The organism is Paenibacillus spongiae (assembly GCF_024734895.1).
Classification (GTDB): domain Bacteria; phylum Bacillota; class Bacilli; order Paenibacillales; family Paenibacillaceae; genus Paenibacillus_Z; species Paenibacillus_Z spongiae.
This window is the reverse complement of the sequence record NZ_CP091430.1, coordinates 658,305-679,689: the sequence shown is the minus strand read 5'-3', so window position 1 is coordinate 679,689 and position 21,385 is coordinate 658,305. Positions and strand designations below refer to the sequence as shown.

Here is a 21,385-nt window from a genome sequence, read left to right as displayed (position 1 = left end):
AGATGGACTTGCCGCTACAGAATTGTAACATGTAACAATTATATTACTAACCGGAATGACCCGCTTCCCCAGGCGAGCAAATCCCCATCCTCCCCATATATACTGCTCTGCAGCGTGAACGATCGGCGCGAACGGTGCACGAGCCGTGCCTCGCACGAAAGCGTGCCGCTATTTGCACTTTTCAGATATTGAATGTTCATGTTCGCGGTAACGGTTTTGTCATCGGGGCTGCCGATCATGACGACGAGCCCCATCGCATTGTCCATGAGCGAAGCGAGCACCCCGCCGTGAACGATGCCAAGCAAATTCAAGTGCTCGGGCCGAAGCTTCAGACGAATAAGCGATTGACGGCTATCCGCTTGAACCACTTCGCAGCCAAGATACCCCCAGAAGGTTGCTCGGGCAGCTTCTTCAAGACGCATCCAGCTATCGGAGCGACCCGCCGATTTCCCCCTCTCGATCTCCGTCATCGGTCATCCTCCCCGCGGTCAGGCTCGCCCCCTGAAGGCGGAACTTCGCCGGGGTCAGATGTCACCGGCACATCGTCATCCGCGGAGGAAGGAGATGTGCTTGGCGCCGCTGCGTCATTCCCTTGCTCGGAAGCTCCGGGATGCGCGGCGGCAATCTCTTCCTCATGAAGCTTGCGCCGGAGCACTTTGCCGATCATGGTCATCGGCAGCTCATCCCGGAACGCATACTGGTGAGGCACCTTATAGGCCGCAAGCCTCTCGCGGCACCAATGGTCAAGCTGCATGCTGGATACAGTTCTGCCCTCCCTCAAAATGACGAATGCTTTGACCGTCTCACCCCGGTAAGCATCCTTAATTCCGATTACGGCCGCTTCCTTCACCGCCGGATGCTCGTATAGCACCTCCTCCACCTCGCGCGGGTACACGTTGAAGCCGCCAGCGATGATGACATCCTTCTTGCGGTCGACAATGGCAAAGAAGCCGTCCCCATCCATTACCGCCAAATCGCCGGTATACAGCCAGCCCTCGCGCAGCGCCGCCGCCGTATCCTCAGGCCGGTTCCAGTAGCCGGCCATCACCTGCGGACCGCGGACCAGCAGTTCGCCAATATGGCCGGGCGGGAGCGGATCGCCGGTCTCCTCATCCACGATTACCGCATCGGTGCCGGGCAGCGGCAGTCCGATCGTCGCGATTTTCCGCTTCCCCCACAGCGGGTTCGCATGCGTGACCGGAGAAGCCTCCGTCAAGCCGTACCCCTCGATCAATTTACCGCCAGTGAGCGCTTCGAACCTCTCCTGCACCTCAAGCGGGAGTGGAGCCGCCCCGCTGACGCACGCCTCAATAGACGATAAATCATATTTATTCACATTCTTAAAATTAATGATTGCTACGTACATGGTAGGCGCCCCGGGAAATACAGTCGGCTTCAGGCGCTTGATCGTTTCGAGGACGGTATCGATCTCGAACCTCGGCAGCAGTACGAGCATTCCCGCCCGCAGTACGGCCTGATTCATGACGACGGTCAGACCGAACACGTGAAACAGCGGGAGAGCGGCCAGGAACCGCTCGCGCCCGTCCCCCATCCGGTAGCACCAAGCCGCCGTCTGGACGGCGTTCGCAATGAGATTGCGATGGGTCAGCATGACGCCCTTGGCCAGCCCGGTCGTGCCGCCCGTATACTGCAGCAAGGCGATATCCCGCGACGGATCGGTGTCCGTTTCCTTCGGCTGCGCAGACGCACGCCCCAGGAAGCGCGAATACGCGAGAACGCCATGCCGTCCGTATGGCACAGCGGGACGATTGCCCTCGCGTCGCTGCTTCAGGGTATATAGCTGGCTTTTCGGAAAAGGCAACCCGTCCTTCATCGATGTCACGATGACATGGCGAAGTTCCGGCACGGCTCCCTTCTCCGGCGCCTCCCCCCGCACCCTTGCCAAGCGGGGGTACAGCAGGTCGAGTACGATGATCGCCACTGCCCCGCTATCCCGCAGCTGATGCTCCAGCTCCCGCTCCACGTAAAGCGGGTTGGTCATGACGGCGATGGCGCCTGCCAGCAGCGTGCCGAAGTACGCGATAACCGTCTGCGGACAATTCGGCAGCATAATGGCGACGCGTTCGCCCTTGCCCACTCCCAGCGCTTGCAGACCGGCCGCCATCTTATTGGCAGCGGCCAGCAGCTCGCGGTAATTCATTTTTTTGCCGTGAAAATAAAGCGCTGTATGCTCCGGATATTCAGCAGCCGACCGCCGCAAGAGATCCGCTACGCTGTAGTCCGGAATATCGATGTCAGGCGCAACTTCCTGCGGGTAATGACGGAGCCATGGCTTCATGTCTTGATCCGATTCCCTCACGTGGAAGCCCCCTTAGGTGATGTAATGTTCGCTGCGGACGATCCGCTGTGCAATGTTCCGCTTGAGCGCCACCGTATCGGATAACGGGGCGCGCATGAGCTTCTTCAGCACGGACAGCTGCACCTGCAGCCCATCCCCTTCTTCCATGGCGGTCAGAGCGGTCCGGGCATAGCGTTCGATCCGGTCCATCGCCTCCTGTACGAACACGACGGTCATCTCGATAGAGGCCTTCGCTTTCGCTGCGCTTCCGCCGGTACGCGCGAGCATCTTTCGCGTGCGGAGATTGGCGCTTTCCATCGCATAGATTTGAATCATCATATCGGCGAGCAGGCAGAGCACCTCCTGCTGCTGCTCGAGCGCAAGCCCATACTTCTGCACCGCAAGGCCTCCGACGGCAAGAAAGGTTTTCTTCGCCTGCTGAATCCGGTACGTTTCCTTGCTGAGCGGCGCCTCGAAATCGGGCACCGGCATGGGCTGCAGAAGCTCCGCCTGCAGCGCGCGCGTTTTTTGCAGCAGCGGCAGCTCGCCTTTGAGCGCCTTCTTCATCAATGTTCCCGGAATAAGCATGCGGTTGATTTCATTCGTTCCCTCAAAAATCCGGTTGATCCGCGAATCCCGGTAGATCCGTTCCACTTTATACTCCCGGATGTAGCCGTAGCCGCCGTGGATTTGCACGGCTTCGTCGGCCACAAAATCGAGCGCTTCGGTCGCAAACACTTTATTGATGGAGCATTCGAGCGCATATTCGCTGATCGCCTTGGCGGCCCGCAGCCCGCTGTCGCCAGCAGTACCAGCCGCTTCCGCCGCCTCCCCGGAATCCCGCAGCATCTCGTCGATCCAGCCCGCGGTGCGGTACACCATGCTTTCCATGACATAGGCCGCGATGTTCATGTCCGCCAGCTTCGCGCCGATGAGCGGGAAGGAGGAGATCGTGCGTCCGAACTGCTTGCGTGTTCCGGCATATTGGGCGGCGAGCGCAATCGTCTCTTTGGCTCCCCCGACACAGGCGGCGGCCAGCTTGAACCGGCCGATATTCAGAATGTTGAAGGCGATGAGGTGGCCTTTGCCCACCTGACCGAGCACATTCCCGACCGGAACCGGCGTATCGTCGAAGAACAGCGGGCATGTCGACGAGCCTTTGATGCCCATCTTGTGCTCCTCGGGTCCGATGGCGAACCCCTTCGCTCCGCGCTCCACAATGAATGCCGTAAAATGGTCGCCGTCCACCTTCGCATATACGATAAAGATGTCTGCGAACCCCGCGTTCGTAATGTACAGCTTGGAGCCGTTCAGCACATAATGCGTCCCGTCCGGCGACAGCCTCGCCGTTGTCTTCGCGCCAAGCGCGTCGGATCCGGAAGCCGGCTCGGTCAGGCAGTACGCCGCGATGCGGGTTCCCGCGGCCAGATCGGGCAGGTAGCGCTTCTTCTGCTCCGGCGTGCCGAAGAAGACGATCGGCAGCGTGCCGATCCCGACGTGGGCGCCGACGGACAGCGCGAATGAGGACGCTTCGGCAAGCGTCTCCGCAAGCAATGTCGTGCTGACCTTATCGAGGCCGAGTCCGCCGTATTCTTCCGGAACGTCGGCGCCCAGCAATCCAAGCTCCCCGGCCTTCTGCATCAATTCGACGGTTAACGCATAGTCAAGCGCTTCAATCTCGGCATCGCGCGGACGCACTTCCCCTGCCACGAACGCGCGCGCCGTATCTGCGATCATCCGCTGCTCCTCCGTGAAATCCTCCGGGGTGACAACCGCTTCCGGCGGAATGTCATCCATAACAAAGCGGCCGCCCCAGCGGTTTGCTTGCGCCATATTATCAGCTCCTTTCGCCATGAACTTCCAGTACCCCCGCAGCGCCCATGCCGCCGCCGACGCACATGGACACGACACCGATCCCTCCGCCCCGCCTCCGCAGCTCGTGAACAAGCGATACGGTCAGCTTCGCCCCTGTGCATCCGAGCGGATGCCCAAGCGCGATAGCCCCTCCGTTCACGTTGACCGCGTCCGGATCGAGCTCCAGCCGCTCGATGATCGGCACGCACTGCGCGGCGAACGCCTCATTAAGCTCGAACAGGCCAACCTGCTCGAGGCTTATGCCTGCTCGGCCGAGCGCCCGGGGGATCGCTTCGATGGGGCCGATCCCCATGACTTCCGGCGCGACGCCGGCAACGCTGAACACGCGGAAGGTAGCCAGCGGCTCCGCGCCGATCCGATCCGCATGCTCGCGGCTCATGACGACGACCGCCGCCGCGCCGTCGCTCACCGGCGATGCATTGCCGGCCGTTACCGTCCCTTCTCTCGCGAAGGACGGTTTGAGCATCGCGAGAATATCCGGCGTTGTATCCGGCCTTACGCATTCATCGGTATCGAAGACGAATGAACGCGCCCAAGGTCTGCCGTTGTCGTCGACGCCTTCGCGCCGCACATGCAGCGGGATAATTTCGTCCCGGAACTTGCCGGCGGCGATGGCGGCAGCCGCTTTCTTGTGGCTGCCGGCAGCGAAGGCATCCTGCTTCGCGCGCGTCACGCCATAGCGCCGGGCCACCTCTTCGGCGGTGTGGCCCATCCCCATATAGATCTCCGGCATAGCGTCCGCAATGCCGGGATGCGGCGCCGTCTTGAAGCCGGTCATCGGCACATGGCTCATGCTCTCTACCCCGCCGGCGACGATCACGTCGGCATCGCCGAGCCTGATCCGTTCTGCGGCGTAAGCGATGGCCTGCAGCCCTGAAGCGCAGAAGCGGTTCACGGTCACAGCCGGCGTCGCGACCGGAAAGCCCGCATAGAGGGACATAATGCGGGCAAAGTTCAATCCCTGCTCGCCTTCGGGCATCGCGCAGCCGATAATGACGTCTTCGACGTCCTCGGGAGTCAGCCCGGGCACGCGCTCGACGGCGGCGCGAAGCACGGCGCGCCCCATATCTTCCGCGCGCGTGTCGGCCAGGCTCCCTTTCTTCGCCCGGCCGACCGCCGTCCGCACCGCCGATACGATAACGGGATCACGTCCCGTTGTCGGACTTGTAGTCGGATTCGTCAAGGCAGTTCCTCCTTATTGGGAATGATGTCCCCTTCGTCGGTCATTCTAAGTAATACTTAGTATTATTTTTATTCTTCCGCATGCCAGCTTCGACTGCCGCCCGCGCTCAATCACGCTCACTTATTAATTGCGAAGCGGCTTGCCGGTAGCGAGCATATGGCGCATCCGCGCTTGCGTGAGCGGCTCGCCGCACAGACTGAGGAACGCTTCGCGTTCCAGATCGAGCATGTACCGCTCGCTCACTTCCGCTCCCGGCGCAGCATCCCCGCCGGCAAGCACATGCGCGAGCTTGCGTCCGATGTGCGCATCATGCGCGCTGATATGTCCGCCGAGCCGCATCGCCTCTACGCCGAGCTGCAGCACGGCCCGCCCATCGCGGCCGGCAACCCTGATGCGCGCCTTCGCATCAGGCGGCGTATAGCCTGCCCGGTCCAGCTCCAGTACGGTCCGCTTCGCTTCGGCAATCCGCGTCTCTCCGCGAATGACGGTCCGGTCCTGCGGGCGCTTCAGGCCGATGCGCTGCACATCGAATCCGCTGGTAGACGTCTTGGCCATCGCGATCGTCTCGAACAGCGCATTCAAGTGCGGCTGGACATCGCCGCCCGCGCCGGCTCGCGATGCGGCGAGTATCGCCGCTTCCTTGCAGCCGCCTCCTGCGGGAATCAAGCCGACACCGGTCTCGACGAGCCCATAATAGGTCTCCGCCGCGAATACGATCGCATCCGCCGGCAGGCAGGCCTCCACCCCGCCTCCCAGGGTCATCCTGTGCGGCGCGGCGACGACGGGCCGGTCGAGCCTCTTGAGTACCAGCATACTGTCCTGAAACAGCCGGATAATGTCGTCCACCTCGTCAAAGTCGCCATTCTGCGCTTCCATCAGGAGCAGCATCAGGTTCGCCCCGACGCAGAAATGCCGCCCCTCGTTCGCCACGACCAGCCCGCGCCAGTTCCGGCTCACTTCCTCCGCGCTCTGCCGGATCGCCGTCAAGATATCCCCGCCGATCGCGTTGTTCGGCGAATGGAAGGCCAGACATGCGACATCGTCGCCGATATCGATCAGGCTCGCCCCCGCATTGCCAAGCACGATACGTCCCGCCTTCTTGAGCGCCGCAAGCGGAATCACGTCCGTCTCTTCGGGCACCGGCAGCCATTCCCCGGCATCGCCCGCATAGAACCGCTGCAAGCCATCCGTCCTGTAGAAGGTGCCGTTTCCCGCGGACAGCCATGCCTCTACCCAACCGGGAACGTCATCGCCCTCCGCCTTCATGCGTTCTACGGATCGTTCCAGTCCGATGGCATCCCACAGCTCGAACGGGCCCAGTTCCCAGTTGAATCCCCATACGAGCGCACGGTCGATGTCGACGATCGAGTCGGCGACATGCCCCCGCTGCCGGGCCGCATATAACAGCACCTCTTTCACCGTTGCCCACGCAAACCTGGCATAACGATCGTTCACGTCTGTAAAGAGGAGCGCTTTGACTTTCTCTGCCGCCCCTTTGGCAGCCTTGGCCGACTCTATAACGGGGGAGCTTATATTCCGGCGGGCTGCGTATGTCATGGTGGCCAAATCAATCGTCTCGATCTCGCTGCCGCTTCCGGTGCGCTTGATCTTCCGGTAGAAGCCCTGCCCCGCCTTCTCGCCGATCCATCCGCGACGGATCAGCTCTTCAAGCTCCGGAGGGCGCGCGAACGCCGCCCGTTCCTCCTCGCTGGCGCTCCGCCCGCGGACGTTATCGACCACATGCAGCAGCGTGTCGAGTCCGACGAGATCGAGCATGCGGAATGTCGCCGTCTTCGGCCTGCCCATAGCCGGGCCGGTCAAAGCATCCACTTCATCGACCGTCAGCCCGAATTGCCGCATCGCCGCTATGGTCACCAGCATGCCGTATGTCCCGATCCGATTCGCAATGAAATTCGGCGTATCCTTTGCCTTGACGACGCCTTTGCCCAGCCTCCGCTCGCAAATATCGATGAGCTTCGAGGTGACTGCGGGATCCGTATCCGGCGTCGGCACCACCTCCACCAGCTTCATATGCCTCGGCGGATTGAAGAAATGCGCTGCGGCAAAGTGCTGCCGGAACGCCTCTCCACGCCCCTCCGCCATGGCCGTCACCGACAGCCCCGATGTATTCGAGGACACAATCGTGCCCGGTTTCCATACCGATTCGACGCGAGCCAGGACGTCCCGCTTCACATCCAGCCGCTCCACAACGGCCTCGATAATCCAATCCATTCCGCTCAGCTTGGGCAAGTCGTCCTCCAGGTTACCCGGCGTAATCCGTCCGATATAAGCCGGATCGTACAGCGCCGGCGGCTGCGACGATGCCAGCTTCTCTACAGCGCTGACGGCCAGACGGCTGCGCACCGCCGGATCCTCTAGCGTCCGTCCCGCTTTCAGCTCGCCCTCCGTCAATGCGGATGGCGGAATGTCAAGCAGCAGCACGCTCATGCCGGCATTGGCCAGATGAGCTGCAATGCCCGCGCCCATGACGCCCGAGCCGATAACCGCCGCCCGGCGCACTTGCGCCCCTTGCGTAACTGCCCCCACTCTCGTTCCCCCCTTTTGTCCAACCATTCCTAACGATTTTCTTCCTCGCCCAATCTCATTTACGCTTTCGTGTTCCCATCACCGCTTCCGAAGACGCTATCTGCAAGCATCTCCGCAACATCGCGCGTGCGGACGCCCTCGTCCCCGGCCAGCATTTTGACGCCATCCTCCATCATCGTCAAGCAGTAGGGGCACGCCGAGCCAATCATCGTCGGCTGCACGGCCAATGCTTGCGCGACCCGTGCCTCGTTTACCCGCGTACCGCTCCGCTCCTCCATCCACATGAGCCCTCCGCCCGCGCCGCAGCACATTCCGTTCTGCCGGGTAAGCTCCATCTCCAGCAGCTGAACGCCGGGTATTGCCCGCAGCAGCCTTCTCGGGGCATCGTATACCCCGTTATAACGGCCCAGATAACAGGAGTCGTGGTATACGATTCTCTCGGACAGCGGATAAACCGGCTTCAATCTGCCTTCCGCGACATACCGGTCCAATAACGTCGTATGATGCTCCACCACGATGTCCCCGCTCATGCCAAAATCGGGATACTCATTCTTCATCGCATTGAAGGTATGCGGACATATCGTCACGATATGACGGATTCCATAACGGGACAGCGTCTCGATATTATCCCGGCACAACGTTTGGAACAGCATCTCGTTGCCCATCCGTCTGGCCGTATCGCCGGAGCCGCGCTCCTCGCCGCCAAGCACGGCGAACGGAATATCCGCATGCTGGAGCAGCTTGACAAGCGCGAAGAGCACTCGCCGGCTGCGCTGATCGAATGCGCCCATCGTACCGGCCCAGAGCAGCAGCTCCGGCTGTTCGCCGCTCTTAGCCGCCTCTTTCGCCGTTACGAGCGGCTTCCCGCCTTCCTCTTCGTAAGCGGCGATCCAGGCCGCCCGTTCTGCCCGGGGCAGTCCCCACGGATTGCCCTGGCGCTCAATATGCTGGAGAGCCCGCTGCCCCTCCGTCGGAAGCCTCCCTTCCATGAGAACGAGATAACGGCGCATATCGACAATCTTGTCGACATGCTCGTTGCCCACCGGACATTGCTCTTCGCAGCTGCGGCATGTCGTACACGACCACAGCTCCTCCTCGGTCATGACGCCTCCGAGCAGCTCCACCTGATCGGGCGACAGGTCCGGCTGCTTGCTCCAGGCTTGACGCTGTGCGGCCATTGTCGGAGCAATCGTTGTACCTGCGTCTCCATCTTCGAACCATACCGGCATCATACTGTCCATCACATGGGCTCCCCGCTGCGTTCCGCCGGCGGCGAATGCCGGCACCCAAGGCGATTTGGACGTTACGGCCGCTCCCTTCTCCGTCAGGTGGTCCCTGAGCTTCACGATCAGATGCATCGGCGACAGCAGCTTCCCGGTATTCGAGGCGGGACAGACGTTCGTGCAGCGGCCGCATTCCACGCAGGCATACAGATCCAGCAGCTGCTTCTGCGTAAAATGCTCGACCTGCCCGACCCCGTAGGTCTCGGCCTCCTCGTCCTCCAGATCGAGCGGGGCGAGCGCTCCCGGCGGGCGGCGGCGGCGAAGCCACAAATTAACCGGGGCCGACAAAATATGAAAATGCTTCGACTGCGGCACATAAACGAGGAAAGCCAACAGCACCCCATAGTGCAGCCACCAGAACAATTCATGACCGGCTGCGGCTGCGCTTCGCGAAATTCCCATCCCCAGCAGCGCTTCGGCAATCGCGGAGGATACCGGCGCTCCGCTCGCCGTTATATCCCCGGCAGCATCGCCGCTCTTATCATTCGAAATGAACACTTGCAGCCACTCGATGGCCTGCAGCGGATGCAGCGGCTCCCATACCGCAGAAGCATCCGCGCCGCCCCGCTTATAAACATGGTCGGCCTGCATGACCGCAGCCGTGCCGGCCTCTTCGACCGAGTCCGCCGGCGCCCCCCTTGCCTCCAGCACCCGCTCGAATGCCTGCGTCATCACAACGGTGATCATCAGCACGCCGATAAACCACAGCACAAGCGACGGTTTCCAGCCCCGCTTCAACCGTTCCAGCCGCTCGGCATACCGGCGGTAGCCCGCATAAAGAACAGCTGCCAGCACGAGCAGCACGGTTGCCTCCTGAATCGTCAGAAACAGCCCGTAAGCGGGAATCGGGAGCGCCGACCCGGTTAAGCCTTTCCAAATCAGATCGGCCGCTCCGAGTTGAAGCACAATAAAGCCATAGAACAGAACCAAATGAAGGACGCCGCTCCGGATGTCCTTCAGCAGCTTCCGGTGGCCGAATACGTGAGCGGCCCATCCCCGGAACCGACCCATTGCCCCCTCTGTCTGTCCGGAGAACTGCGCCGGGTTCTGCCGGTTCCGCTCCTGCGCCGATTCGCCTTCTTCTAACGGAAAATCGGCCGGCGAAGCGCGCGGAGGCGGCGGAGGCGGCATTTGGCCCAATCGGATATATCCGACACGCCTCATAACTGCTGCGACAAACCATCGGAGCGCGGCCGCGGTCACAGCCAGAAACAAGATCCATCGTACGAGCTGTGCCGCATCTAACGAAGTGAACGGATTAAGCTGCGCCACACGGATCCCTCCTTTGTCATACAGGATCGAGATGACGGTATTCCTGCCCTGTGAGCTTGATTGCCTATTGCGGACAAGTTATAAAGCGCTTACAAAACAGCCCATTAATGATGTATATGTCTTGCATGGTCTGAACATGCACCTGCAGCCGGGATGTGCGGCAGATATCGCGGCACAGCAACGAGCGGTAAACACTGGCGAGCCAACGGCCAATGCCAAAAGACCCCGGCGTCCCATAATCGGCTAAGCCGAAGCGGGTCGTCAGGGTCTCTACATGAGCCGTTTATTTAAGCCGGCTATTCTTACTCTTACCGTTCCATCATGCAAACCTGTAAGCTTTCACTAACGGGCTCCTTACACAGCGTCCCTCTCTCCAGTGAAGCTTCACGACGCCCAATTCGGCCGTCTCTCCACGCAGCGGCATAAATTGCGGCATGACATGCGCCACCGCTTGAATAAACCGCTCTCCGTCCAGCTTGGTCGCAAGCGTACAATGCGGATTCCAGCTGCCCGGTACATAGAACGGGGAGACCGAAGCCATCCATTCTCCGCCGCATTGCGCGTAATAGTCGGCATGGAATTGAATCAGCTCCTCCGTTATCGTCGGGGATAGAAACAATGTGCGCGTCGTCGGGAACGTGCCGACAACGTCGAATTTCAAGCTCATTGCTTTCCGCTCCGCCATGAAAACCCCGACCTTCTCAAGCAGCGGCTCAATCCGCTCCACTTCGTTGTATACCGCTACCGTTATATGCGGACGCAGCTCCTCAATCTCGTGCATGCCGCTGGAGATCCCGAGCTCATGAAGCTCCCGCCAGCTTCGGCGCACGCAGCGATCCATGTCCGTATCGAAAAATAGCTCCACGGCGTACATCGACGTCTGTCCGCCCTCCGCATCGTCATCCCGTTTAAATCGTCCGAAGGAAACTTTGGATGGAAGCTTCACATCCTTCAACGATTCATAGGCTTGCAGAATATCCGGCACATGGTTAAGCGTCAGGGCAAGGCCGCTCCTCATTTCCTCCGGCATAACCTCAACCGCTGCGACATGCTGCTCCTCTAAGACGATGACGGCGTCGAACCTGCTATGCATGCGGGCAGTAAACGACCGCACACGGTATGTTCCCTGATTCTTGTCTTCAGGCTCAAGCGGCTGAACAAGCAGCTCCTCGCCATTGTCCATGGTCAATTTGACCAGCTGTCCGTTATAGGAATCTAGCTTCACCCTGAATCCCCCATTGAATCGACAAGATTTGCATAAGGATATAACAAAGGTGCGAACCCGGGGGTCCGCACCTTTCCTATTCCCTACAGCTCTTCATACTTGAACATTTCCGCATTCGTGTCGATAAGCCATTTGCCCGCTTTATCCTTCGTTAATTTGTACACGTTATAAGTCCGGTCTCCCGTCAGGTCGCCCTTAATCACTTCCATCTTTTGTACGACATAGACGTAAGCGGTGCTGTCTTTGTAATAGGCGATCGAAACCTTCTCGTTCGCATACTTCAAGTCGTAATCCGCGAAGAAGTCGGCGAACCCTTCTTTCAAGCCCGGTACCACGGTGGCCGGATCGAAGGTAGCGATCAGCGCCTCCTCATCTTCGGCGTTGAGAGCCTTCAAGTTAGCTTCTACCGCACCCAGTATCGCGGTCTTCTCCGCATCCGGCACTGTCGCCTCCTGCTTAACCATCTCTTCCGCGTTCAAGTAAGCCGATTCTATGATTTCGATGTCATACAGCTTCCAGCTGCCGTCAGCAGCACGGAATACGATTGCATACGTTGCATCGGTGCGGTCGAGATGGAAGCCCTCGCTGCCCGATTTTTTCGTTACCGCATCGAACCACACGCCTGCCTCGTCCTGATACCATTCCTCCACCTCGAAATTTTCGAACGTGGTCACGGTCGCGACGTCGTCGGCCGGCTGATTGCTCAAGTGCTCTTCCAGCCCGTTAAGAAGCTCGGACGAAGGGTCGATGGTAGACAGGAACCCTTTGTAATCCTTCTTCGCCATGAAGGCTTCCTGCTGATCGAACAACGCTTTAATACCGGCTAAGTCTTCGGCCGTCGGAGCTTTATACTTCAGCTCCACTACCCCTTTGCTCCAGTTTACCAGGAGACCGGAAGCTTCGCCGATAAAACGAAGAGGCACAAGCGTACGTCCGTTGACGGCAATCGGCTTGGCCTTTACCGCGGACGGCTTGCCGTTCACCAGCGAATCGCTCGATCCGATCTTCATCTGGATGCTAACCGTTCTCGACTCGCCTGTAATCGACTTGGTCTTCACATCATAATTGACCGTATAACCTAGCGCTTCGAACAAGGAGCGGAATTCCACATACACCGTATTCGATTGCACCACCGGCGCAACGTTGAATTCGATCTCTTCATCTTCGACATAAACGAGAATGGGAGAAGAATTCACCGATGCAGGGGCAGCCATGCCTGCCGTTGCAAAGGAAAGTGTTACTGCCATTGCGAGCGTTAAGACGGTCAAACTTTTCCATGTGCGGAATGATTTCAACAATTTCAACTTGATACCCTCCAATAGTTCAATTCGCATTGCGGGCCCTGCACTTGATTGGCCGAATAAGAAGAATCTTACAATCGGACAACCTCCGTTTATAGTAGCCTAGTCCTTCTATTATCGTCTAGTAAATTTCGCTAGCAGCAGCTGCTTATAACAGCCTCTATACCGTGATCGTATCATGCAGCATCACTTCGACCGTGTCAGAGGGCGTTCCCCACTGTTCATAGATTTCGAGATGCCATGACCGCTGAATCCGCTCATAACCGTGCTCGGCGATCCAATGATGAAGCAGCTCGTACGTGCGAAAAATCATATCAATCCGTCCCTTATGAAGGGTCACTGCGTAAGACTGGGGAGGAACGATCAACGAGGTCATGCCTTCCGGAACCGATGCGACGTCATCCACCTGTACGCATACCCAATAGCCGTCCTCCTGTTGGGAGTAATCGCCCGGAACGAACACGCCGATCATCCGCTGAGGCTCGGTCTTGCTGTCAATATCGCCAATGCGCCGTTTCAGCTCGGCCGCCGCTTTCGGAATTTCGGTCTTGTACTCGCCTCCGTTCTTGCAGATTACCCGCAAGCCCACCAGCTTCAGCTCGCCAAGGGCCAGCACCTTCACTTCCCGGTCATGCGTCGGAAAATAAATTTCCGTCATCCCTGCCGGCTGCAGGCTTTCCTTGAAGATCTCAAACCGGGGCTTATCGATATTCAGGTTATACTTGGCCTGGTTGTCCGGGCTGCAGAAATATTCCCAGAAGGCGCAAATATGCTTCTCCTCAAAGCGGAAGACGGCATGCTCGTCCGGCTCCAGCGTATAGGCCGTCATCCCCTCCGGAAGCTGGCCGAATTCGGTAACCTGCGCCGCCACGAGAAGGCCGTCGCCAAAGATGACGAGGTACTCGTCCGCGCCGATCCGGTTTGGAATCTCATCGTTACGCGCCTTTAGTTCCGCGAACATCCGCTTCTCTACTTCATAATCGTTGGCACCCTTCAAGCCGACGAGATGAACCTTCTCCGTTACGGCAGTCCGAACTTGAATAAGCTCTTCAAGGTTAATCTGAACCGTCATTAGAACAACCTCCGATCAATTGGGGGTATACCTTCCTGCCGCTTCCTGCAGCGGCAGCACATCATATGAGCATGATTCTCTGCGACGAACGCTTAGCCGTTGCAGTTCACCCGCCCCGCGCATCCTCTCCCGTCCTTTTCTTTAACCGCACGACCATGTCCGGAAGCATCACAATCTCTCTCCACCCATGCAAACGGGAACGCTTCCATAATCTACTATACTAGCAGGCCGCAAGGTTGAATAGGCGAACACAGGTGAAAATTTCGTTAACTCCTTATAAACGCGGAAGATAACGATTGACATTTCGGAACGAGGGGAGTATAACAAGAATATTCCGACAGATCGACATTCGTTGACGGGAACAAGCGCGTTAGACCTGGCATTCTCCAGAGAGTCGGCATCCTGCTGCAAGCCGATGTTTGTCAACTGACGATTCGCATCCTCCCCGAGAAGCCATGCCGAACCGGCCAGGTTCCACTAATCCTGCACCGATAAGCATTGGACGGTATCCGCCGTTACACGGAGCGCGTATGTTAGTACGCGGCAGAGCGCCGGACGCATCTCTTTCGATGGAGGCGGCCGGAATGTAGGGTGGTAACGCGAGACACAATCTCGTCCCTTTCCAGGGACGGGATTTTTTTGTATGCGGGTTTAGATGGGGAAAGGAAGGTTAACAAATGATGAATAGCCATACCAACAATGAATCTTGGGTAGGAATGACGGAAATCGCACAAGCGCAGATGCACGTCAAAGAAACGGCGGTGCGTACGCCGCTCCAGCATAATCGGGTGTTATCCGCCAGATACGGCTGCAACGTCCTGCTGAAGCGGGAGGATCTTCAGGTCGTCCGCTCCTTCAAGCTGCGGGGCGCCTACCATCTGATCAAGTCGCTTCCGCCGGAACGGTTATCCCGCGGGGTCGTCTGCGCCAGCGCCGGCAATCACGCGCAGGGCGTCGCTTATTCCTGTCAAGCGCTGGGCATACCCGGCAAAATATTCATGCCGAGCACAACCCCCCGTCAGAAGGTGAGCCAGGTCAAATTTTTCGGAGGGCCTGAGGTCGAGGTGATTCTGACCGGCGATACGTTCGACGATGCTTACGCCGCAGCCGTTGCGGTCTGCGATCAGAACGACATGGCGTTCATCCATCCTTTCGATGATCCCAAGATCATTGCAGGCAACGGTACGATCGGCCAGGAAATTATCGAAGCGATGGAGACGACTCCCGACTTCATCTTCGTTACCGTCGGCGGCGGAGGACTTGCAGCCGGTGTCGGCGCTTATGTGAAAGCCGTCTCGCCCGGAACGAAGCTTATCGGGGTCGAGCCGGAGGGCGCGCCATCCATGCGCAAGTCCATCAGCGAAGGAGCCGTCACGACGCTGGATACGATCGACAAATTCGTCGACGGCGCTGCAGTCAAGCGGGTTGGGGAGCTTACATTCCGCATGTGCCGGGAGCTGATTGACGACATCGTACTGGTGCCGGAAGGCAAAGTATGCACGACCATGCTCGATCTGTATAATGAGAATGCCATCGTAGCAGAGCCTGCGGGCGCGCTTGCCATTGCCGCCCTGGATCAATACCGCGATCAGATCGCCGGCAAGACGGTCGTATGTGTCGTAAGCGGCGGCAATAACGATGTCGACCGGATGCAGGAAATCAAGGAACGCTCGCTGGTCTATGAAGGGCTGAAGCATTACTTCATGCTCAGCTTTCCTCAACGTGCCGGAGCGCTTCGCGAATTTCTTGACGAGGTGCTCGGTCCGAACGACGACATTGCCCGGTTCGAATATACGAAGAAGCACAATAAAGACAATGGTCCCGCTCTTGTCGGCCTGGAGCTGAAGAATCGGGAGGATTACGAGCCTCTCGTTGCACGCATGCATAAGAAGGGCTACCATTTCATTGAGTTAAACAAAGATCCGTTATTGTTCAATCTGTTGATTTGAGCACAGATTTAAGCACCGGCTATCGGCCTGCAGCCTGGAAGGATCCTTCCAGGCTTTCCTGTACCCGCTGAGTGAGCGCTGCACAGTTCGATTTCCGTAACGCACATCCCGCGGTCTTTAACGAAAATTAATGAAACGCAATGACAACCCCAATCGTTTAGTAATAAGACGCGGAACATGAAGCAGGCTTTATCAAATCACGCGTCATTCTACCTAAAAATTAGGACTTTACGCCATCCTTGCCTATAATGGAAGGAGCAGCCTTTCGTCATACGCACGCAGCCAGAACAATCCGACTCAACACACGTTATGTTCGAGAGAGTACTCGAGAGTAAGGGAGTAAGCGGAGTGAGTAGGATTGGAAACCGATGGTTTGGACCGGAAATCGTCTTATTTTCGGTCATCTTATTTTTCGTAGAGTTCGTTCGGGGAGCTTCGTTAATCAGCTTTCTCCCGATATTCGGCCAAAAAACGCTCGGTCTCAACTTCGATATCATTGGTATCGCCATCACGGCGCATTATTTGACGGACACCGTGCTCAAAATGGGAATTGGCTACCTGCTCGACCGGTTTTCAATCCGTTTCGTCGTCCATACGGGTCTGCTCGCTTCGCTGGCCGGAATTTTCTTGCTTCAGTTCGCCTTTCAGCCGTGGCTGTTTATTGTCGCAGCGGCCTTGTATGGAGTCGGAATCTCGCCGATTTGGATCGTCTGCCTGACGAAAGTAAGCGAAGAGAACCGGGCGACGCAAATGGGATTCCTGTATACGATTTGGCTCGTCGGGCTTGGGTCGGGACCGATCATCTGCAATATCGTACTCGATTACAGCACCCCCCTTACGTATTACTCGCTGCTCTCCTTGTCGCTTCTCTGCTGGATCCTATCGCTGTTCATCAGCAACCGGAAGACGCGGGCCGTCACTACGCTGCCGTTAAGAGAACAATTGGTTATTCTGGGCGACCGCCTTCGCCATATGAAGCTTCTGCTGCCGGGAATGATTCTGCAAACCGCCGGCGCAGGAATGCTCGTGCCGATTCTCCCGAGCTTCGCGGAGAATAAGCTCGGGATGACAGGCGCGCAGTACTCGCTGCTGCTGCTTGCCGGGGGTGCGTGCACGGCTATCGGCCTTATCCCGTTCGGACGGCTGTCGGACAAGCTCGGGGGCAAGAAGTGGTTCCTCGTCCTCGGCTTTGTTCTTATCGCCGCAGCCCTGTTCGGACTATCCTTGGAGCCTCCTCTGTGGGAGAGCATGCTGCTCGCAGCCGTGCTGGGCCTGTCCTATGCCTCGCTGCTGCCGGCATGGAACGCATTGCTTGCCGCTTACGTGCCGCCTCAGCAGTCCGGCCTGGGATGGGGCATCTTCTCTACCGTCGAGGGCGTCGGCGGCATGATCGGACCCGTCATCGGCGGCGTCATGGCTTCCCATATGGGGGAATCCGCCGTCGTCTGGTACGCCGCCCTTATGTACGGGCTGATCGGTTTATTCTATATTTGGTTTCCGTTCCGTGTGTTCGCGGACAACGCAAGTCCTACGAAATAACAAGGTGGATACAGAATGAGTCAATGGAATGAATGGATTCATGAGCTGAAAGATTTGGATCTGCATCAGGTGCAACAAACGTTGGAAAGCTACTCGGCCTTCGGACCTCTGCTGGGCATTGGGCTGACTATGGTGGAGTCGTTCCTGCCGATTCTGCCGCTGCTTGTATTCGTGGCGGTGAATGCGAATATTTACGGGCTCTGGTTCGGCTCGTTATTTTCCTGGATCGGGGTTTGCGGCGGCTCGCTCATCGTTTTTCTGCTTGCCCGCAAGCTGGGTACGAAGTTCGGCCCGTGGATGCAGCGAAAATTTCCGAAGTCGAAGCGATTCTTCAACTGGATCGAGCAGCGGGGCTTCACGCCTATATTCTTATTGGCTTGTTTCCCGTTCTCGCCTTCCATCATCATCAATGTCGTTTCCGGACTCAGTAAAGTGCCTTTTCATACTTTTGTCGTAGCCGTATTGCTGGGCAAGGCGGTCATGATTTTCAGCGTGTCGCTGCTCAGCTTCGATATCGTTAATCTGGCTAAGGAGCCGTGGCGCATCGTGCTGACCTGCGTGCTTATTTTTGCAATGTGGGTCGCAGGCAAGCAGCTTGAGAAGCGGTATGAGCTAAAATGACCGACTGGGCGGGATGGTGAACGATATGTGGCATGCTATCCATCATGGCATCCTTATCATTGACAGCGGGCTCAGCCGACATGCTGCGATTAACTGGGGAAGCAGCCTTGCTACCGTTCTCGTCCTCCTTCTGGTCGGAGCGCTGGTTGGCGCCATGATATTTGTTATCAAATTAACGACGGACGACTCGGACAAGCATAAACAGATCAAGGAGTTTGTCGAAACGCTGTTCGGCACCCCCGCACACCTCCGTCAAGGGGGCGGATCTGAAGAATCCGGGAAAGATCTTGATACGGTCAAAGCTCGCTCATCAGCCGAGCCCTTCCATGAACCGTGTCCCGCTTGCGACACGACAGTTACCCATGATGATATTCACTGTCCGTCCTGCGGTCTCCGGCTTCAGTAAGCTAACGGCAGCATCGATGCCGGTGCATAGAATGATTCCAACTACAGCACACTGTAGATGGCTGCGCAAAAAAACTGCGCGTATGCCTTCTTAGCGAGTTGTTGATACCTTAGGGCGATGCCTGCAGAAACTAAGCCTATGCTTCCGCAGCGAGTTTGTTCCCACCCGCTCCTTCGGAAGCGGCACACCCACAAACTTTTAGGAGGTCCAACCATGTCCGGTGAACAGCCTTCCAATCGACAACGTAAAGCCAGTCAAGCCCAATCAGAGGCCGACCGTACCGGCAAGGGCAAGGAACAAGCCAGCCGGCAGCAGTCGGAAGCCGACCGCAGCGCGGTTCCCAAGCACGGATTATAATGACGTCGAAGTTCGGGCATCCTACATGTTGACTGACGGTTCCAGAAGAACCGGCTCAAGCTATAAGTCACGAGGAGGAAGTGCTTCATGAGCGAGAAGGAACGCCATTATACAATGCTGCCCGTATCCGGCGAAACCGTCGAAGTCGACGGCGTCTACAAGGATGAATGGGGGGCCGAAGTCAAATTGAAGCGTGGCCAGAGGTTTCCTGCCAACGTCATGCTCGGGTCCACCGAGTGGGAGCTCGCCGAATTTGATTTCGACAACCATCATCTAGGCCGCACCGATCCTCGGCTCATTCCAGAGCCTAAAGACGACAGCAGCTCCAGCGGTCCGCGCCGTCACATCGACCGCGGCGACAAATAAAGCAAGCCCCGGCACGCGGTTCACCGCAGGCCGGGGCCTTTTATTAGGCGCAGTCTTAGAATTGCAAGCAAAGGTAGCTAAGGGTACCCATATCATAGCTCCGGTGGATGACGCTTGCCTGGGGCTGATTACCGCTTCCCATCGCGATAAACAGCGGTACGAAGTGCTCCGCTCGCGGCACCGCCAATTTGGCATGCGGCGCCAGCTCGGCATAACGGAACAGAGACGACACGTCCTTGCGCTCAATGTGCTCCAGCAGCCAATCATCGAATTCGACCGCCCATGGCTCCGGAGCGGTCTGGCCCCAATGGATCATCCGTAAATTATGAACGGTGACCCCGCTCCCGATCACCATGATGTTCTCCCCGCCAAGCTCTTTCAGCGCTGCCCCAATCTTGTACTGATCCTCGGGCGATCTGTATGGATTAACCGAAACCTGGATGACCGGGATATCCGCATGCGGATACATGCGGTGCAGCAGCGTCCATGACCCGTGATCCAGCCCCCGCTGCGTATCCTTCCCGGCGGCGATGCCTTGCGAAGCTAATTTCTCTTCCACCAGCGAGGCGATTGCCGTCGATCCTTTCGCTTTATATCGAATGGTATACAGCTCATCCGGGAAGCCGCCGAAATCATAAATCGTGTCATATTCATCATCCATAGCGGATATCGTAACCTTCTCCGTCTCCCAGTGAGCCGTGAAAATGACGATCGCCTTAGGCTGGTATTGCTTGCCGAGCTTCTCTAGAAATGCCGTATACGGCGTTTGTTCAATCGCAAGCATCGGTGATCCGTGTGCAAGAAACAGTGCAGGTATCATTAAAACCCCTCCTGTAGTTACTTTATGTAAGTTAGTTTACATTTTATATTTAATTGTGTCAAGTAACTAAAATGCAGCCATTCCTCTCTATTAAATACAAACAGCCCGCCGCTCCGAACCTTCGGATATGGCGGGCTGTTTGTTATGCTGCTCTATACTTCTTCCTTTTAACCTATAGGTCCGTTATCGATTCGGATTTGGCCTCCGCTTCGGCATCACGCTGCATCACCTGATCGGATATCCGCTCCAGCCTGCGCAGGTGGTAGGCATATTCGAATATGGCGGATGCGACGAACACGAGTCTCTTGCGCTCGTCGGTATCTTCAATCAAATAGTCGGTTAACTGCATGGCCAGCCGCGTCTCCCGTTCTTCCTCCGGTTCGAATATCGCGCCCTGCTTCACTTTGCCTTCGATTTTCAGCAGAATCTGTTCATGATACTTGGTCAGATCCTCAATCTGCCGATCGAAACGGCTTGCCCACTTGCTTGCCTCCGGAGCCGCAAAATAATGCTCCTCCACCACGTCCAATAAATCGGCTCCCTGCTGCAGCGATTTGATGAGCTGCTTGGATAAGAGCAGTTGTCTCGCCTTGGCGAGCTTGCTGCTTGGCAGCAGCGTACGCTCTTCTTCGAAGAGCGTGTACCGTTCCTCCAGCTTGCGCAGCGTGCGGTACAGCTTGTCCTTCTCCTGCCTGTGCACATCCTCCCGCAGCTCGTTGGAAATCGCCATGCGAAGCAGTAGAGACAGCTCGCCGTAAGCTTCATGCACCTGCTCGGTAAACTGCTTCCGGGGACGCGGCGGGAATATAAGCAGGTTGACCAAGAAAGCTGCGCCCATGCCGGTAAGCACCATCGAAAAACGCTGAAGCGCAAACACCCAGCCTTCAACGCCGCTTGCCTCCATAACAGCCACGACGGTCACCAGCGTCAGTCCTACCGTGCTTTCCATCTTCAGCCGGATGCTGATCAGAATAACGATAATACATACAAGTCCGACTGCGATCGCCGTGTGTCCGAATAATTGAACGGCAATGAGCGCCATTACCGCCCCAAGCACATTCGTCTGCAGCTGATCGCTTACCTGCTGCCAAGACCGCGATATGGACGGCTGAATCGTAAATATGGCCGCGACCGTTGCAATGATCGGCGAATCAAATCCGAATAACCCGCTGACAAACACGGCAAGCGCGACCGCAAGACCCGTCTTTAGCACACGCGCGCCAATGGTCATCGCTTACCGCCTCCCGTCTTTAATGCTATTAATCGTCCC

At 57.6% G+C, this 21,385-nt stretch carries 17 protein-coding genes; 6 read left to right on the top strand and 11 right to left on the bottom strand.

What is annotated here, in order from left to right; all coding sequences use genetic code 11:
- Positions 1-38 precede the first annotated feature (38 nt).
- The 9 genes from L1F29_RS03015 to L1F29_RS02975 all read right to left on the bottom strand — a co-directional run bounded on the left by L1F29_RS03015 (position 39) and on the right by L1F29_RS02975 (position 14,057).
- Positions 39-470, bottom strand: coding sequence for a PaaI family thioesterase (locus L1F29_RS03015; protein WP_258386923.1), 432 nt, complete (start codon positions 468-470; stop codon positions 39-41).
- Positions 467-2,299 (bottom strand): long-chain-fatty-acid--CoA ligase, encoded by a 1,833-nt coding sequence (locus tag L1F29_RS03010; protein WP_258389587.1) that lies wholly within the window; start codon positions 2,297-2,299, stop codon positions 467-469. Before L1F29_RS03010 ends, L1F29_RS03015 begins: the two co-directional genes overlap by 4 nt.
- 33 nt (positions 2,300-2,332) lie before the next feature.
- Complete coding sequence (locus tag L1F29_RS03005; protein WP_258386922.1) at positions 2,333-4,132, bottom strand: acyl-CoA dehydrogenase FadE; 1,800 nt, start codon at positions 4,130-4,132, stop codon at positions 2,333-2,335.
- 4 nt (positions 4,133-4,136) lie between these two features.
- Positions 4,137-5,357: an acetyl-CoA C-acyltransferase gene (locus L1F29_RS03000; protein WP_258386921.1), complete on the bottom strand. Its 1,221-nt coding sequence runs from the start codon at positions 5,355-5,357 to the stop codon at positions 4,137-4,139.
- A gap of 123 nt (positions 5,358-5,480) precedes the next feature.
- Positions 5,481-7,844 (bottom strand): 3-hydroxyacyl-CoA dehydrogenase/enoyl-CoA hydratase family protein, encoded by a 2,364-nt coding sequence (locus L1F29_RS02995; protein ID WP_258389586.1) that lies wholly within the window; start codon positions 7,842-7,844, stop codon positions 5,481-5,483.
- Positions 7,845-7,963: 119 nt separating this feature from the next.
- The gene (locus L1F29_RS02990; RefSeq protein WP_258386920.1) at positions 7,964-10,459 is read right to left on the bottom strand and encodes a (Fe-S)-binding protein; all 2,496 of its coding nucleotides are present in this window, start codon (positions 10,457-10,459) and stop codon (positions 7,964-7,966) included.
- 319 nt (positions 10,460-10,778) lie between these two features.
- Complete coding sequence (locus tag L1F29_RS02985; RefSeq protein WP_258386919.1) at positions 10,779-11,684, bottom strand: 2'-5' RNA ligase family protein; 906 nt, start codon at positions 11,682-11,684, stop codon at positions 10,779-10,781.
- 83 nt (positions 11,685-11,767) lie between these two features.
- Positions 11,768-12,988 (bottom strand): copper amine oxidase N-terminal domain-containing protein, encoded by a 1,221-nt coding sequence (locus L1F29_RS02980; RefSeq protein WP_258386918.1) that lies wholly within the window; start codon positions 12,986-12,988, stop codon positions 11,768-11,770.
- 157 nt (positions 12,989-13,145) lie between these two features.
- Positions 13,146-14,057, bottom strand: coding sequence for an effector binding domain-containing protein (locus L1F29_RS02975; RefSeq protein ID WP_258386917.1), 912 nt, complete (start codon positions 14,055-14,057; stop codon positions 13,146-13,148).
- Positions 14,058-14,737: 680 nt separating this feature from the next.
- Here L1F29_RS02975 and ilvA point away from each other — a divergent pair.
- The 6 genes from ilvA to L1F29_RS02945 all read left to right on the top strand — a co-directional run bounded on the left by ilvA (position 14,738) and on the right by L1F29_RS02945 (position 19,295).
- On the top strand, positions 14,738-16,006 hold the full coding sequence (gene ilvA, locus L1F29_RS02970; RefSeq protein WP_258389585.1) for a threonine ammonia-lyase IlvA: 1,269 nt from the start codon (positions 14,738-14,740) through the stop codon (positions 16,004-16,006).
- Between the two features lie 348 nt (positions 16,007-16,354).
- On the top strand, positions 16,355-17,545 hold the full coding sequence (locus tag L1F29_RS02965) for an MFS transporter (RefSeq protein WP_258386916.1): 1,191 nt from the start codon (positions 16,355-16,357) through the stop codon (positions 17,543-17,545).
- 15 nt (positions 17,546-17,560) lie between these two features.
- Positions 17,561-18,166 carry a TVP38/TMEM64 family protein gene (locus tag L1F29_RS02960; RefSeq protein ID WP_258386915.1) on the top strand — a complete coding sequence of 202 codons (606 nt, stop codon included), beginning with the start codon at positions 17,561-17,563 and terminating at the stop codon, positions 18,164-18,166.
- A 25-nt stretch (positions 18,167-18,191) separates the two neighbouring features.
- Positions 18,192-18,572 carry a zinc ribbon domain-containing protein gene (locus tag L1F29_RS02955; RefSeq protein ID WP_258386914.1) on the top strand — a complete coding sequence of 127 codons (381 nt, stop codon included), beginning with the start codon at positions 18,192-18,194 and terminating at the stop codon, positions 18,570-18,572.
- Positions 18,573-18,785: 213 nt separating this feature from the next.
- Positions 18,786-18,929 carry a hypothetical protein gene (locus L1F29_RS02950; RefSeq protein ID WP_258386913.1) on the top strand — a complete coding sequence of 48 codons (144 nt, stop codon included), beginning with the start codon at positions 18,786-18,788 and terminating at the stop codon, positions 18,927-18,929.
- An 87-nt stretch (positions 18,930-19,016) separates the two neighbouring features.
- Complete coding sequence (locus tag L1F29_RS02945) at positions 19,017-19,295, top strand: transposase (protein ID WP_258386912.1); 279 nt, start codon at positions 19,017-19,019, stop codon at positions 19,293-19,295.
- Positions 19,296-19,350: 55 nt separating this feature from the next.
- On the opposite strand, the gene L1F29_RS02940 is transcribed toward L1F29_RS02945, so the two are convergent.
- Entirely contained in the window at positions 19,351-20,115 is a 765-nt protein-coding gene (locus L1F29_RS02940) for a DODA-type extradiol aromatic ring-opening family dioxygenase (RefSeq protein ID WP_258386911.1), read from the bottom strand.
- A 172-nt stretch (positions 20,116-20,287) separates the two neighbouring features.
- Positions 20,288-21,346, bottom strand: a complete 1,059-nt coding sequence (locus L1F29_RS02935; protein ID WP_258386910.1) for an FUSC family protein — start codon at positions 21,344-21,346, stop codon at positions 20,288-20,290.
- Positions 21,347-21,385 lie beyond the last annotated feature (39 nt).

Bases quoted from the DNA above. Each gene is read 5' to 3' on its own strand.
- L1F29_RS03015 (WP_258386923.1), bottom strand. From the start codon at position 470: ATGACGGAGATCGAGAGGGGGAAATCGGCGGGTCGCTCCGATAGCTGG.
- L1F29_RS03010 (WP_258389587.1), bottom strand. From the start codon at position 2,299: ATGAAGCCATGGCTCCGTCATTACCCGCAGGAAGTTGCGCCTGACATC.
- L1F29_RS03005 (WP_258386922.1), bottom strand. From the start codon at position 4,132: ATGGCGCAAGCAAACCGCTGGGGCGGCCGCTTTGTTATGGATGACATT.
- L1F29_RS02995 (WP_258389586.1), bottom strand. From the start codon at position 7,844: ATGGGCGCGGGCATTGCAGCTCATCTGGCCAATGCCGGCATGAGCGTG.
- L1F29_RS02975 (WP_258386917.1), bottom strand. From the start codon at position 14,057: ATGACGGTTCAGATTAACCTTGAAGAGCTTATTCAAGTTCGGACTGCC.
- ilvA (WP_258389585.1), top strand. From the start codon at position 14,738: ATGAATAGCCATACCAACAATGAATCTTGGGTAGGAATGACGGAAATC.
- L1F29_RS02960 (WP_258386915.1), top strand. From the start codon at position 17,561: ATGAGTCAATGGAATGAATGGATTCATGAGCTGAAAGATTTGGATCTG.
- L1F29_RS02955 (WP_258386914.1), top strand. From the start codon at position 18,192: ATGTGGCATGCTATCCATCATGGCATCCTTATCATTGACAGCGGGCTC.
- L1F29_RS02950 (WP_258386913.1), top strand. From the start codon at position 18,786: ATGTCCGGTGAACAGCCTTCCAATCGACAACGTAAAGCCAGTCAAGCC.
- L1F29_RS02945 (WP_258386912.1), top strand. From the start codon at position 19,017: ATGAGCGAGAAGGAACGCCATTATACAATGCTGCCCGTATCCGGCGAA.
- L1F29_RS02940 (WP_258386911.1), bottom strand. From the start codon at position 20,115: ATGATACCTGCACTGTTTCTTGCACACGGATCACCGATGCTTGCGATT.
- L1F29_RS02935 (WP_258386910.1), bottom strand. From the start codon at position 21,346: ATGACCATTGGCGCGCGTGTGCTAAAGACGGGTCTTGCGGTCGCGCTT.